Raw genomic sequence first — 12,636 nt, forward strand, 5'->3', positions numbered from 1 at the left:
TATGGGCGAAATCCGATTTTCATGGAGAAAATGCGGAACACTGAATGCATTTTTCGTGACGGCGTGTACACTGAGCTGTTAGCAAAGCATCAATGTGGAACACATCTCCGAAGTCCTGAAAATCCTTGACGGCGCGCTCAAGTCGAACGCGAGCTTGGCGATGAACTACGCGGGCCTGTTGGCCGACAAGCTTCATGACCAAGGCGACCGCGCGCAAGCGCGAATGATCAGAGAGCGGCTCGCTCGCGCGCCCGCTGCGGTCGCTTCGGCCCAGGATGCAGAGAGAGGAGTAAGTTTCTCAAGCCTGCCTGTCGATGGTGAAAGCAGGCTTCATACCGTGGATGTCAGCCAACCTCGTAGCGAAGATATTCATCTGGTGCTTCCGAGTGCGCTCGAAAGGCGGGTTGAAGACTTTCTTTCTGGCGTGCGCCACTATGACCAACTCGCGCGCGTTGGCGCGGCGCTTCCCAATCGGATGTTGGTATACGGTCCGCCAGGTACCGGAAAAACGCAACTCGTCAGATGGCTTTCCGCACAATTGAGCCTTCCTCTGCTGACGGTGCGCTGCGACACACTGGTCAGCAGTCTGCTTGGGCAAACCAGTCGAAATCTTCGCCGTGTGTTTGACTACGCGGAACATCGGCCGTGCGTGCTTTTCTTGGATGAGTTCGATGCGCTTGCGGGTGCGCGGGGCAACGAGCGAGATGTAGGTGAACTGCAGCGCGTCGTGATTGCGCTGCTTCAAAACATGGACGCGCTCAGTGCGTCCACCATTCTGGTTGCCGCAACGAACCACGAGCGTCTCTTGGATGCAGCCGTTTGGCGCCGTTTCAGCTTTAACCTGCCGATGCCGCTACCTGCTAGTGATGCACGACGCGCCCTGTGGGGGCGATTCTTGGGCACCATGGTTTCAGAGCCGCAGACCATCGAGGAGCTTGTCGCGGCCTCCCTTGGAGCGTCCGGCGCACTCATCGAGCAAGTCAGCCTGGATGCCAAGCGAGATGCGGTTCTCAAACGTGCTGGATTGATCGATGTTCATGGTCTGTTCCGTCGGTTGGGCATTTCGATGGCGCTGGCAAAGGGCGTTGCGCTGAGCACGGAGGAAGAAGAGATGCAGTGGTTGAGGCAGTGGCAGCCGCAAGTGTTCACGCTTCGTGCGCTCGCTCATCTCTACGATACCTCGACACGGCAGATTACAAATATCACCAAGGAGAAGGCAGATGGCAACTCGGAGGGAAGCGACGCCGCGTCGCGGCGCAAATCGAATCGAACCCGTCACAAGTAATCCGTTTCAGAGAGTTGAGTTTCGAGCTGCAGATCTCACGGGTGTGGCCCCCGGCGGGGACGGGCCCACTGAATTTGTGGATGTCGATCCCCAGTATCGATTACGGCTGGTCCAATCGCTGGATCAAGCGTCCGCTCAAATACATGCCGAAGTGCAGGCGTCGCGAAACAAGCTGGGAACGTTCATTCTTCGGCTTCGGCAGCAAGCCATTGCCAAGAGCCACCGCCCGATTCAGCTGATCGCTGAGACGGGCCTGTTGCCTGCAGGTCATGAGCGAATAGACGAAGTGCTGGTCGCCGCGCATGCCGGTAGCCTCACCACCTTGCGCGACGTAGTTCTCCGGCGCAACACGAAGGCAATTCGTGCCAACCTCAGCGCGATTACGATGATCGAGCCTTGGGGTGCCGAACGGCGTGTTCCTTCAGGACGTCAATCGTTGCGCGCGCGTGGTCGAGCCATCGTGCGCCTTTTTCGATACGGAAACGACCATGCGAATGTGGCCGTCGAAGAAGCTGTCATCGATGAGCTTCGTGGGTTGCATCTGAACGTGCAGCACCTGGATGCGGCAGCGTTTGGATGGTCCATCTTTCGACTCGCAGGACTGGAGGATGCGTCAGATCAAGTCTTGCATCGCTTGTCGCTTCTGGCTGGGATTCGGCGAATCGCGCCGGAACCTATTGCGGTGCCTTCAGCAACGCGCACAGGAACGCCGTCCCGAGTCAGCGGCCCGTCGCCCGCAATAGGCCTTCCTCCAGACGGTCTACCGACGGTTGCTGTGTTTGACACTGGAGTGAGCGCGCAAGCGCAGCAACTTCAACCGTGGGTCGACGGCTTCGACACTTATGTGCTCCCGCCGGATACCGACTATGAGCACGGAACCCATGTGGCCTCATTGGTGGCCAGTTCTCATGCGATGAATGCCAACCACCCCGAACTGCCTGCGTATGGCAGCCTGGTTTATGACGTTTGTGGTCTCGAATCGGGAAGCGCGAACATCGCAGATCTGATCGAGCGCCTGAAGGAAGCCATTCCGAAACGGCCCGATGTGAAGATTTGGAACTTGTCACTGGGCGTTCCTGTGCCTTGTGACGAGCAGTCCTTTAGCGAGTTTGCGATGGCGCTGGATCGGCTGAGCGATCGACACGGCGTCTTGTTTGTGGTGGCTGCGGGAAACTATGTTCAACAGCCGCGCCGGATTTGGCCGGCGGGGGCTCTTCTTCAGGACAGGATCGGCAGTCCTGCCGAATCGATACGGGCATTGACCGTGGGCTCGGTGTGCCATGCTGCGGGGATCGATTCCCTAAATGCCGCGGGAGAACCTGCAGCCTATTCACGCCGGGGCCCGGGGCCGGTGTTCACGCCCAAGCCGGACATCGTCCACGCGGGTGGCAATGTGCACACCCCTTGGAAGACAGGCTCCTCCAGCATGGTTGTTCTCGGAGCGAACGACACCATGGGGCATAGTTTCGGGACGAGCTTTGCCGCGCCGGTGGCTGCAACCATGGCCGCTCACGTGTGGCAATCGTTGGCGGGCGCGGGGCGAACACCGACGCCTTCGTTGGTCAAGGCCTTGATGATTCATGCGGCGCAACTGTCCTCCACCGCCTATTCGCCTGCCGAGCGTCGCTACTTCGGGACCGGTTTGCCGTTGGATGTCATGGACTGTCTGTATGACACGCCAGACAGCTTCACCCTTTTATTCGAAACAAGTCTGGTGCCCGGTATGCGGTGGCGCAGGGCGCCTTATCCGCTACCCGCTTCACTGATACACGAGGACAAGTTCCGCGGTGAGGTGATCATCACTTGTGTCTACGCGCCACCCCTGGACTCCAATGCGGGGGCGGAGTATGTCCGTGCGAATGTCGAATTGAGCTTTGGTGTTTTGTCCGGGGACAACATCACCAGCAAGGTCCCCATGAAGGGCGAAGACTACACCGATGGTTATGAAGCCGCGCAGATTGAACACGGAGGCAAGTGGGCTCCGGTCAAGGTTCACCGAAAGGCGTTCCCTGGCGGGATTTCTGGCAGTGAATGGGCGCTGCAGGCCCGTCCCTACCTTCGCGCCTTCGAGCCGCCGCTGACGCAGCCGATCCAAGCGTACATTGTGTGCACCTTGCGCAGCCTCTCGGGTGACATGTCCGTTCATGCCGACGGCCTGAGGGCGTTGAACGCCACCAACTGGGTCAGCAATCCGGTTCCCGTGCGAGTGCCCGTGCGGATTTAGAGGGCTGCCGCTGGCGTCAGAAGGTGGAGTACCTCACCGCCAAGATCCAAGCCAGGGCAGACGCGAAGGTTAGTGCGGCGGCGGTTAGTGCCGAAGTTAGTGCGCAAAACAAGGTAGCGGCATGAAGCAACCCCTTTTTCTGAGCGATGACGAGCTCGTCCAGCTCACCGGCCGGCGCATGAAGTCGAAGCAGATCACCTGGCTGCGAACTCAGGCCGTTCCATTTCGCGTTTCCGCAACTGGTCACCCTGTTGTAACTCGGGTCGCAATCGAAGGGGCCGCGGCCCCGGCGGAAAGGCCGCGCTGGGTTCCGAAAGTCTTGGCCGGCCAGTTGGATCGGGATTGGTCTTGACGTCCGGCGAGGCGGCTACACGCGATCCCATGCAGCGGTGTCACCAGATTACAACGGCGGGAAAGCTGCCCAGCCTAGAGAAGGCGGGCGTTGCCTTTCAACCTCGGCATCGGGGGCAGCCGCCAAAGTTTGGGGGCATCGTTGGGGGCATTGAAGTCGGAGCACGTTAGCAAAAGTTAGCAGTGATGCGCTCTGCAGCCCGACATGCTGCTGCCTCCCTCCAAGAATGGCCCCGCAAGGGGCTATTTTTTTTGCCCGTTTCATCCCAGGGAAAAACCGTCCCCAGATTCAGGTCGGCTTAAGTTTCCCCCGCGATACTGCGGAAGACGGTCTTTTGGCGTTGGTAGAGGTCGCTTCGGCACCCGCCTTCACGGTGGTTCCTCGAGGCTGGAGGTCGTCAGTTCTTTTGTCCGGCCGGGGGCGCATGCGCGCTCCTTCGGCCGGCTGTCAAAAAGCCCTCGCGGCACATGGCCCGGCATTGAGCGCCTGCCCCCGGAGAACTATTCTTCGAATTGCCATGACCCAAGAACTCCCCGACTTCGATCTGCCCGAAGGCTGGACGTGCTGGGTAGACCTCGCGCAGGCACCGGAAGGTACCTACAGCGGCAAGGCCGAACTGCGCCAGGGCAGGGAGCAGCGCTGTGTGTTCGTGCTGGCTCAGCAGCCGTCGCGCGAAGCTGCGCTTGAACGTGTCCGTTTCCGGGCGAAATATTTTGTCGACGAGTGGATGATCCGCTCGCAAGACGCCGGTTATCAGGTGTAGGAAAAGCGCCGTTTCCGAGCCCGAACGGCAGAGTTTTCCACGCTGCTCATTTCGCAGGCACCGTGTTGCAGGCCACGCCAGGCAACGATTCCGCGCGCAATCCCCCCGGTTTTCCCCAAAGTTGTCCCCAATCGGCGGGGAAAACCCCAAAGCGCCTTGCGGGCTGCCGTCGGGTTGGCTCAGGCCCCGCGCTTACGCCCGGGCCCGCTCTGTTTCCTCGAGCCAGGTGGGCTCGTTGGAGGTGTCTGGAAAGCCGCTGTCGGCCATGGCCGGCGACCCTGCCGATCCCGGCACGTGCCGCAGCTCATACCCCCGTCCATAGACCGAGTGCAGGACGAACTCGCTTTCCTTGTGCAGCGACAGCTTGCGGCGGATGTTCGCCACGCAGCAGTCGAGCACGCGGCTCTTGCGTTCGATCCGTGAATCGACCCACAAAGAGGCCAGCAGCCATTCACGCTCCAGCAGGCGCCCCGCGTTGCGGAACAGCAGCAGCGCCAGTTCGAACTCGCGCGGCTTCAGCCGGATCTCGCTGCCCCGATGCACCACGACCTTGCGGCTGCCGAGGAAGTGATAGTTGCCGAACAGCGCGCTCACCGAATGCGGGTGAAGCAGGGTCTCGTTGCGGCGCAGCGCTTCGCGCACGCGCAGTTCCACCTCGAAATCGTCGACCGGCAGCACCGCGAAGTCGATGCCGGCGCCGGGGGAGTCGCTGCCGGTCACCGCCAGCACCTCGTTCAGCAGGTCGCGTTGCAGCGCATTGACCACCAGGAAGATGGGGATGCGCAGCGCCTTGCACATGGCGGTGAGCACCGGCCAGGCGCCTTCGTCCTTGAGCACGACCAGCAGCAGGTCGAACGGCGCGCCGTGGGTCACGGCGCTCAGGAAATCCGCGCTGGAGTCGAATGGCGCAGGCGTGCAGCCGATCTGCTGCAGGCGCTGGCCCCAGGCCTTCGCCTGGGCTTTGTCGCAGCCCACCATGGCCACATGGCGCGAGCCTTGAGCGTTGTTCATGTCCATAGTTCGAATGCGGTTCGTGGAGAGCAGGCAGCGGTGCCGCTCAGCCCACTGCCAGTCGGCTTCCGCCGCCGGATTGCGTCTTGCGGATGCCGTCCGGGCCGTAGAAGAGTTGTGCGCTGGCCTGCAGGAAATGCAGCGCCTGCTGGGTGAAGTCGAGGTGCGCGTACACCATCGAGCCGTTGCGCAGGTTGTGGCTGCGCGCCTGCACCGCCAGCACCAGCAGTTCGGCCCAGGCCTGCTGCAACTCGGGGCCGCCGCCCGCCGCTGCGGCATCCGCGCCCGCGCGGCCCGGCTCGTAGCCCATGGCCGCCTGCATGGCTTCGCGCTCGCGGTCGAGTTCGGCCATGCGGTCGAGCAGGCGGGTCTTCTCGCTGGCAATGGCCGCGAGGTCGGTAAAAACGCCGGCCGACATGGCCTTGGCCTCCCGGTCCAGCACGGCCAGGAATTCCCCGATGCAGGCTGCTTCCGTGCGCAGCCGGGCCAGCAGAGCCTGGGCGTCGTTCATTGGCCGTCCTTCTTGCCGTCGAGCAGGTCGCGCACGCTGGCCAGCAGGCCGTCGGCAATGCGTTCCGGGCGCACCTGGTAGCGGCCCGCGCGGATGTCCTCGCGGATCGCCGCCACGCGGGCCGCGTCGAAATCGCTGCCATCCGTAGCTGCGGGCAGCGCATGGACGTGCGCGGAGGCCTGCCGCGCAGCTTCCTTGGCTTCCTTGGTGCGCTCGGGCGCGTCGGCGCCGGTCATCGGGGCCGCGCCCGTGGCGGGCGATCGATGGAGGGGAGTGGCCGAAGGGGCGGGTTGATCGATTTTCAAGGTGATTCCTCAGGGGCTGACCGGTATATCGGCAGCCCGGGCAAGAACTTTAGGAATTGCGTGCACGAGGTTGAAACGGGCTCCAGGGGCTACTGCGCGAGCTGGATCTGCCCCTCCTCGTCCGCCACGCCGCTGACCAGCCGGCCCTCCCGGGTCTTGGCCTGCACCACCGCGCCGACCCTCGCCCCGCTCAGGGCCTTGCCCTCGGTGCTGACCACGAATCCTTCGCCCTGGGCCACCAGCTTCACCGCCTGGCCCTGCTGGATGACCGTCACCCCGCGCACCGATTCCTTGCGCAGCGGCGCGCCCGGGCCGATGCGGTTGGCCGCCACCACCCCGACCAGTTCGGCCGCGCTGGTGATGACGGAGCGCGGCAGCCGCGTGAGGTCGCCGGTGCGCTCGGTGACGTCGCCCGCGCCCAGCGGCCGGCCGGTCTCGATGGCGCGCGCGGCCACGAAATAGCTGCCTTCCACCGACACGTGCGCCTGAACGAAGCGCGTCCACGGCCGCTCCGTCTGGCAGCGCACGCCGACCGACACCCGGCCCCAGGGCGTGGCGCCCGGCGGCAGGAAGGCCTCGGGCGCCTCGCAGGGCGGCAGCGCCTCGGTGCCGCGGCCTTCCAGGCTGATCGTGACCTTGCCCGGCAGGCCGGCGGTCTGCACCTGCAGGTATTTCTGGATGGCCGTGCCGGCGGCATCGGCCGCGAGCGCCGAGGCCCACGCGGGAGCCACGCACGCGGCCATCGCCAGCAGTGTCGGCAACAGGGTGCGCAGCAGGCGGGTCCGGAGCTGTAGGAGGTTCATCGGCAGCGTGAGGAAAGGGCAAAAAAACAGGTGGCACGGGAGTCGACGCAGACACGCCGGCGCCGGGCAATTCTAGAAATCCGGTGCCGGGTCGAAGGTGCGAGCAGCAGGCGAAAACCCCCTTTGTTCGGACGATTGCAAACGCAATGCATGCATAGACTCGCTTTCCATCTGTCGCTGCGCCTCGTGCATTGGCGACGCCACAACGGATGGAAAAAAGATGATCGACAAGCTGGATGCGGCGCTTCGCTTCAACCGCGAGGCCCTCAACCTCCGGGCCGAGCGCCAGGAGGTGCTCGCGGCCAATATCGCGCACGCCGACACGCCCAACTACAAGGCGCGCGACTTCGACTTCAGCAGCCGCCTGAGCGAAGCCGTCGAGCGCGGCCGCACGTCGCAGTCGATGTCGCTGGCCACCACCTCGTCGCGCCATCTCGCGGGCCAGGCGCAGGCCATGCCCGACAAGGACTTGCTCTACCGCACGCCCAACCAGTCGAGCCTGGACGGCAACACCGTCGAGATGGACGTGGAGCGCATCGCCTTTGCCGACAACGCGCTGCGCTACGAGTCCAACCTCACCGTCATCAACGCCAAGATCAAGTCGCTGCTCTCGGCGGCACAGCAGTAAGCCATGCCCTTTCCCAGCACTTCCATGAACATCTTCAACGTGGCGGGTTCGGCCATGACCGCGCAATCGCAGCGCATGAACGTGACCGCGAGCAACCTGGCCAACGCCGAAAGCGTGGCCGGCCCCGACGGCATGCCCTATCGCGCCAAGCAGGTGGTGTTCGAGGTCGCGCCTTCGGGCCAACAGGACATCGGCGGCGTGAAGGTCTCGGGCGTCATCGAAGACCCTTCGCCGCCGAAGATGGTGTTCGACCCCAAGAGCCCGCATGCCAACGGCGAAGGCTACGTCGCGATGCCCAACGTCAACGTGGTCGAAGAGATGACCAACATGATCTCGGCCTCGCGCAGCTACCAGGCCAATGTCGAAGTGCTCAACACGGCCAAGACGCTGATGGTCAAGACGCTGACCATCGGCCAGTAAACCCCTCATACCCACACTCCATGGCCATCTCCGACACCTCTTCCATCTCCGGTCAGAACGCATCGAGCGCGACCGGCAACACCGTCTCCAGCCAGGACAACGAGCAGCGCTTCCTCAAGCTGCTGGTCACGCAGCTCAACAACCAGGACCCGCTCAACCCGATGCAGAACGCCGAGCTCACCTCGCAGCTCGCGCAGATGAGCACCGTGACCGGCATCGAGAAGCTAAACACCACGCTCTCGGGCCTGGTGAACCAGACCGGCGCCAACCAGCTGCTGCAGGCGACCTCGCTCATTGGCTACAACGTGCTGTCGCCGGGCGACGTGCTCACCACCAAGAAGCCCGAAGACGGCAAGGACCCCGCCGCGCAGGCCTTCGGCGTGCAGCTGCCGGGCACCGCCGCGGACGTCACGATCAAGATCCTCGACGACAAGGGCAATGTGGTTCGCACCATCGACGCCGGCCCCATGAAGGAAGGCGTCAACGCCGTCACCTGGGACGGCAAGGACGAGGCAGGCAACGCGGTGGCCGCGGGCGCCTACCGCTTCACTGTCGATGCCAAGAACGGCACTGCGGCCGTGACCGCCACCGCGCTGACTTTCTCGCAGGTGGCGGCCGTCAAGCAGGGGGCCAGCGGCGTCACGCTCGAACTGGGCTCGGGCGCCAGCATCGGCCTGTCCGACGTGCGCCTGTTCCTCTGAGGCGTGCGCCTCCTCTCTTTTCCATCGCAGCACTGAACGCATTGAAGTAAGGAACCATCATGAGCTTTTCCCAGGGCATCAGCGGACTCGGCGTGGCCGCGGCCAATCTCGACGTCATCGGCAACAACATCGCCAACTCGGGCACCGTGGGCTACAAGTCCGCCGCCGCCACCTTCCAGGACGTGTATGCCGGCTCGCGCGTCGGCCTGGGCGCCTCGGTGTCGGGCGTGGTGCAGAACTTCACGCAGGGCGTGACCCAGTCGAGCAGCCGCCCGCTGGACGTGGCCATCCTGAACGGCGACGGCTTCTTTCGCCTGAGCAGCGCCACCGGCGAAGTCATGTATTCGCGCAACGGCCAGTTCACGCGCGACAAGGACGGCTACATCGTCAACGCCTCCGGCCTGCGCCTGACCGGCTACGGCGTGAACGCGAGCGGCGGCATCAACGGCGGCACGCCGTCGGCCATCCAGATCCCGACCGCGTCCATGACGCCCAAGGCGACCGGCAACGTCAACGCCGAGTTCAACCTCGACGCGCGTCTCGTGACGCCGACCAAGACGCCGTTCAACCCCGCGGACTCCGCCACCTTCAACTACTCGAACGCCGTCGGTCCTGTGTACGACTCGCTCGGCAACCCGCATGACCTGTCCGTGTACTTCGTGAAGAGCGCCACGCCGGCCAACACCTGGAACGTGTACGGCACCGCCGACGGCGCGCCGCTGAACGCCGGCGCCGCGCTGACCACGCTCACCTTCGACGCCAACGGCGTGATGACCGCGCCCGCCGGCGGCAAGCTGAGCACTGGCGCCATCACCTTCACCAACGGCGCGGCCCCGCTGACCGCGTCGATCGACCTCTCGGGCACCAGCCAGTTCGGCGCCGCCAACGGCATGAGCAAGCTGAGCCAGGACGGCTACCGCTCGGGCGAGCTGACCTCGTTCTCCATCAACCCCGACGGCACCATCACCGGCAAGTTCTCCAACGAGCAGACCAAGCTGCTGGGCCAGGTCGTGCTGTCGTCCTTCGCCAACCCGAACGGCCTGGAGCCCAAGGGCAACAACGTGTGGGCCGAGACGCTGGCTTCGGGCAACGCGCTCACCGGCACCCCGGGCGAAGGCACCAAGCTCGGCTCGCTGCAATCGGGCGCGCTGGAGTCGTCCAACGTCGACCTGACCTCCGAACTCGTCAACCTCATCGTCGCGCAGCGCAACTACCAGGCCAACGCGCAGACCGTGAAGACGCAGGACCAGGTCATGCAGACGCTGATGAACATCCGCTGAGGCGGCATCACCACCGAACGACCGACACCAGGAGCACCCAGTGGATCGAATGTTGTATGTCGCGATGAGCGGCGCCAAGCAGGCCATGGATCAGCAGGCCACCGTGGCCAACAACATGGCGAACGTCTCTACGCCCGGCTTCCGCGCGCAGATCGCCAACTTCCGCGCGGTGCCCGTGGTCGGCCAGGAGGCGCCCACGCGCGCCTTCGTGGCCGCGACCACGCCCGGTGCCGACTTCACTCACGGCCCGCTCACCGAAACCGGCCGCCCGCTCGACGTGGCCGTCAGCGGCCAGGGCTGGCTGGTGGTGCAGACGCCTGACGGCGGCGAGGCCTACACCCGCGTCGGCAACCTGCAGATCGGCGCCGACGGCCAGATCACCACCATGGGCGGACGCGCCGTGATGGGCGACAACGGCGCCATGACCGTGCCGCCCGGCTCGGCCGTGGCCATCGCCCCCAACGGCCTGGTCGGCGCGCGCGACCCGGCCTCGGGCACGCTCACCGGCATTGCCGAAGTGGGCCGCCTGAAGCTGGTCAATCCGCCCACCACCGACCTCGTGCGCGGCGACGACGGGCTCTTCCGCATGCGCGAAGGCCTGCCGCCGGCCGAAGCCGACGAGGCCGTCACGGTCGTCACCGGCGTGGTCGAGGGCAGCAACGTGAACCCGGTCGAGGCGATGGTCGCCATGCTCGCCAACGCGCGCAGCTTCGAGATGCAGATGAAGTCGCTGCAGACCGCAGACATCAACGCGCAGGCGGCCAACAAGCTGCTGGCCTACGGCTGATCGGCCGCACGCACCGCTTTCCGGCCATCACGCGCCCCGCACGCAACACACGCAGGAATTTCAAGAAATGATTCGCTCCCTCTACATCGCCAAGACCGGCCTCGATGCGCAGCAGACGCAGCTCGACGTCGTGTCGAACAACCTGGCCAACGTCGGCACCACCGGCTTCAAGCGCAGCCGCGCCGTGTTCGAAGACCTGGTCTACCAGAACCTGCGCCAGAGCGGCGCCCAGTCGTCCGACCAGACCCGCCTGCCTTCGGGCCTGCAGGTCGGCACCGGCGTGCACGTGGTGGCCACCGAGCGCATCCACTCGCAAGGCAACCTCACCAAGACCGACAAGCCGACCGACGTGGCCATCAGCGGCAGCGGCTTCTTCCAGGTGCTGATGCCCGACGGCACCACCTCGTACACGCGCGACGGCTCGTTCCAGAAAGACCGCGACGGCCAGCTCGTGACCGCCAGCGGCTTCCCGGTGCAGCCCGCCATCACCGTTCCGGCCAACGCCACCAGCATCACGGTGGGCCGCGACGGCATCGTGTCGGTGGTGCAGGCCGGCAGCACGAACACCGTGCAGATCGGCCAGCTGCAGCTCGCGACCTTCGTCAACCCGACGGGCCTGGAAAGCCGCGGCGAGAACCTGTATGCCGAAACCGACGCCTCGGGCGCGCCCAACCAGGTGAACCCCGGCGTCGATGGCGCGGGCACGCTGAGCCAGGGCTACGTCGAGGCTTCGAACGTGAACGTGGTGGAAGAGCTGGTCAACATGATCGCCACCCAGCGCTCGTACGAAATCAACAGCAAGGCGGTCCAGACTTCGGACCAGATGCTGCAGCGCCTGGCACAGCTGTGATGCAGGGTGCGCGTCTTCTTCGTCGGGGCGGCGCCGCCAGGGTGCTGTTGGCGATGCTCGTCGCCACGCTGGCCGCGGGCTGCGCGCAGGTGCCGCGCGAGCCGCTGGTGCACCAGCCGATGACGGCGCGCGCCGAGAGCTATGCGCAGTTGCAGCCGCGGCGCTCGCCCGGCGCGATCTTCCAGGACGGTCCGGGCGCGAACGCGCTGTTCGAGGACCGGCGCCCGCGCAACATCGGCGACATCCTGACCATCGTGATCAACGAGAAGGTCAATGCCACCAAGAACTCGGGCGCGAACGCCAGCCGCGCGGGCAGCACCACGAGCGTGTTCGCGGCGATTCCGAAACTCATCGGCGGCCTGCTCGACGGGCAGGACAACAAGCTCAGCGGCACCAACTCGCTCACCGCCAAGGGCGGCGCCAACGCCAACAACACCTTCAGCGGCGTGATCACGGTCACGGTGGTGGACGTGATGGGCAACGGCAACCTGCTGGTGAGCGGCGAGAAGCAGATGGGCATCAACCAGGGCACGGAGTTCATCCGCTTCTCGGGCGTGGTGAACCCGCGCACCGTGTCGGGCAACAACACCGTGCCTTCGACGCTGGTGGCCGACGCACGCATCGAATACTCGGCCAAGGGCTACATCGACGAGGCCCAGACCATGGGTTGGATGCAGCGCATCTTTCTCAACGTGATGCCATTCTGATTATGAAAA

15 protein-coding genes are annotated in these 12,636 nt (G+C 64.7%); 11 read left to right on the forward strand and 4 right to left on the reverse strand.

Annotation, left to right across the window (positions count from 1 at the left end; all coding sequences use genetic code 11):
• Positions 1–94: 94 nt before the first annotated feature.
• From iteA to ACQY8B_RS03610, 4 genes are all read left to right on the forward strand, one after another.
• A complete protein-coding gene (iteA, locus tag ACQY8B_RS03595; RefSeq protein ID WP_422085441.1) occupies positions 95–1,285 on the forward strand; it encodes an anti-phage ATPase IteA in 1,191 nt (396 codons plus the stop codon).
• Positions 1,221–3,509 carry a S8 family anti-phage peptidase IteS gene (gene iteS, locus ACQY8B_RS03600; RefSeq protein ID WP_422085442.1) on the forward strand — a complete coding sequence of 763 codons (2,289 nt, stop codon included), beginning with the start codon at positions 1,221–1,223 and terminating at the stop codon, positions 3,507–3,509. The genes iteA and iteS overlap by 65 nt, the downstream gene beginning before the upstream one ends.
• 121 nt (positions 3,510–3,630) lie before the next feature.
• Positions 3,631–3,861: a DUF4224 domain-containing protein gene (locus ACQY8B_RS03605; protein WP_422085443.1), complete on the forward strand. Its 231-nt coding sequence runs from the start codon at positions 3,631–3,633 to the stop codon at positions 3,859–3,861.
• A 517-nt stretch (positions 3,862–4,378) separates the two neighbouring features.
• The gene (locus ACQY8B_RS03610) at positions 4,379–4,624 is read left to right on the forward strand and encodes a hypothetical protein (RefSeq protein ID WP_422085444.1); all 246 of its coding nucleotides are present in this window, start codon (positions 4,379–4,381) and stop codon (positions 4,622–4,624) included.
• Between the two features lie 192 nt (positions 4,625–4,816).
• On the opposite strand, the gene ACQY8B_RS03615 is transcribed toward ACQY8B_RS03610, so the two are convergent.
• From ACQY8B_RS03615 to flgA, 4 genes are all read right to left on the reverse strand, one after another.
• On the reverse strand, positions 4,817–5,635 hold the full coding sequence (locus ACQY8B_RS03615) for a winged helix-turn-helix transcriptional regulator (RefSeq protein WP_422085445.1): 819 nt from the start codon (positions 5,633–5,635) through the stop codon (positions 4,817–4,819).
• Between the two features lie 46 nt (positions 5,636–5,681).
• Entirely contained in the window at positions 5,682–6,146 is a 465-nt protein-coding gene (locus ACQY8B_RS03620; RefSeq protein WP_081265907.1) for a flagella synthesis protein FlgN, read from the reverse strand.
• The gene (flgM, locus tag ACQY8B_RS03625; protein WP_081265906.1) at positions 6,143–6,451 is read right to left on the reverse strand and encodes a flagellar biosynthesis anti-sigma factor FlgM; all 309 of its coding nucleotides are present in this window, start codon (positions 6,449–6,451) and stop codon (positions 6,143–6,145) included. The genes ACQY8B_RS03620 and flgM overlap by 4 nt, the downstream gene beginning before the upstream one ends.
• 89 nt (positions 6,452–6,540) lie before the next feature.
• Entirely contained in the window at positions 6,541–7,254 is a 714-nt protein-coding gene (flgA, locus tag ACQY8B_RS03630; protein WP_422085446.1) for a flagellar basal body P-ring formation chaperone FlgA, read from the reverse strand.
• A gap of 220 nt (positions 7,255–7,474) precedes the next feature.
• On the opposite strand from flgA, the gene flgB reads away from it, so the two are divergent.
• The 7 genes from flgB (at position 7,475) to ACQY8B_RS03665 (ending at position 12,627) form a co-directional block, all read left to right on the forward strand.
• Positions 7,475–7,882: a flagellar basal body rod protein FlgB gene (gene flgB / locus ACQY8B_RS03635; protein ID WP_422085447.1), complete on the forward strand. Its 408-nt coding sequence runs from the start codon at positions 7,475–7,477 to the stop codon at positions 7,880–7,882.
• Between the two features lie 24 nt (positions 7,883–7,906).
• Complete coding sequence (gene flgC, locus ACQY8B_RS03640) at positions 7,907–8,302, forward strand: flagellar basal body rod protein FlgC (RefSeq protein WP_422085448.1); 396 nt, start codon at positions 7,907–7,909, stop codon at positions 8,300–8,302.
• 20 nt (positions 8,303–8,322) lie between these two features.
• Entirely contained in the window at positions 8,323–9,003 is a 681-nt protein-coding gene (locus ACQY8B_RS03645; RefSeq protein ID WP_422085449.1) for a flagellar hook assembly protein FlgD, read from the forward strand.
• A 59-nt stretch (positions 9,004–9,062) separates the two neighbouring features.
• Positions 9,063–10,283 carry a flagellar hook protein FlgE gene (gene flgE, locus ACQY8B_RS03650; protein WP_422085450.1) on the forward strand — a complete coding sequence of 407 codons (1,221 nt, stop codon included), beginning with the start codon at positions 9,063–9,065 and terminating at the stop codon, positions 10,281–10,283.
• Between the two features lie 40 nt (positions 10,284–10,323).
• Entirely contained in the window at positions 10,324–11,070 is a 747-nt protein-coding gene (locus tag ACQY8B_RS03655) for a flagellar basal body rod protein FlgF (protein WP_422085451.1), read from the forward strand.
• 67 nt (positions 11,071–11,137) lie between these two features.
• Entirely contained in the window at positions 11,138–11,920 is a 783-nt protein-coding gene (flgG, locus tag ACQY8B_RS03660; RefSeq protein WP_422085452.1) for a flagellar basal-body rod protein FlgG, read from the forward strand.
• Entirely contained in the window at positions 11,920–12,627 is a 708-nt protein-coding gene (locus ACQY8B_RS03665; RefSeq protein WP_422085453.1) for a flagellar basal body L-ring protein FlgH, read from the forward strand. The genes flgG and ACQY8B_RS03665 overlap by 1 nt, the downstream gene beginning before the upstream one ends.
• Positions 12,628–12,636 lie beyond the last annotated feature (9 nt).

Source organism: Variovorax sp., assembly GCF_965279555.1.
GTDB lineage: Bacteria > Pseudomonadota > Gammaproteobacteria > Burkholderiales > Burkholderiaceae_C > Variovorax.

Bases quoted from the DNA above. Each gene is read 5' to 3' on its own strand.
- iteS (WP_422085442.1), top strand. From the start codon at position 1,221: ATGGCAACTCGGAGGGAAGCGACGCCGCGTCGCGGCGCAAATCGAATC.
- ACQY8B_RS03605 (WP_422085443.1), top strand. From the start codon at position 3,631: ATGAAGCAACCCCTTTTTCTGAGCGATGACGAGCTCGTCCAGCTCACC.
- ACQY8B_RS03610 (WP_422085444.1), top strand. From the start codon at position 4,379: ATGACCCAAGAACTCCCCGACTTCGATCTGCCCGAAGGCTGGACGTGC.
- ACQY8B_RS03615 (WP_422085445.1), bottom strand. From the start codon at position 5,635: ATGAACAACGCTCAAGGCTCGCGCCATGTGGCCATGGTGGGCTGCGAC.
- ACQY8B_RS03620 (WP_081265907.1), bottom strand. From the start codon at position 6,146: ATGAACGACGCCCAGGCTCTGCTGGCCCGGCTGCGCACGGAAGCAGCC.
- flgA (WP_422085446.1), bottom strand. From the start codon at position 7,254: ATGAACCTCCTACAGCTCCGGACCCGCCTGCTGCGCACCCTGTTGCCG.
- flgB (WP_422085447.1), top strand. From the start codon at position 7,475: ATGATCGACAAGCTGGATGCGGCGCTTCGCTTCAACCGCGAGGCCCTC.
- flgC (WP_422085448.1), top strand. From the start codon at position 7,907: ATGAACATCTTCAACGTGGCGGGTTCGGCCATGACCGCGCAATCGCAG.
- ACQY8B_RS03645 (WP_422085449.1), top strand. From the start codon at position 8,323: ATGGCCATCTCCGACACCTCTTCCATCTCCGGTCAGAACGCATCGAGC.
- flgE (WP_422085450.1), top strand. From the start codon at position 9,063: ATGAGCTTTTCCCAGGGCATCAGCGGACTCGGCGTGGCCGCGGCCAAT.
- flgG (WP_422085452.1), top strand. From the start codon at position 11,138: ATGATTCGCTCCCTCTACATCGCCAAGACCGGCCTCGATGCGCAGCAG.
- ACQY8B_RS03665 (WP_422085453.1), top strand. From the start codon at position 11,920: ATGCAGGGTGCGCGTCTTCTTCGTCGGGGCGGCGCCGCCAGGGTGCTG.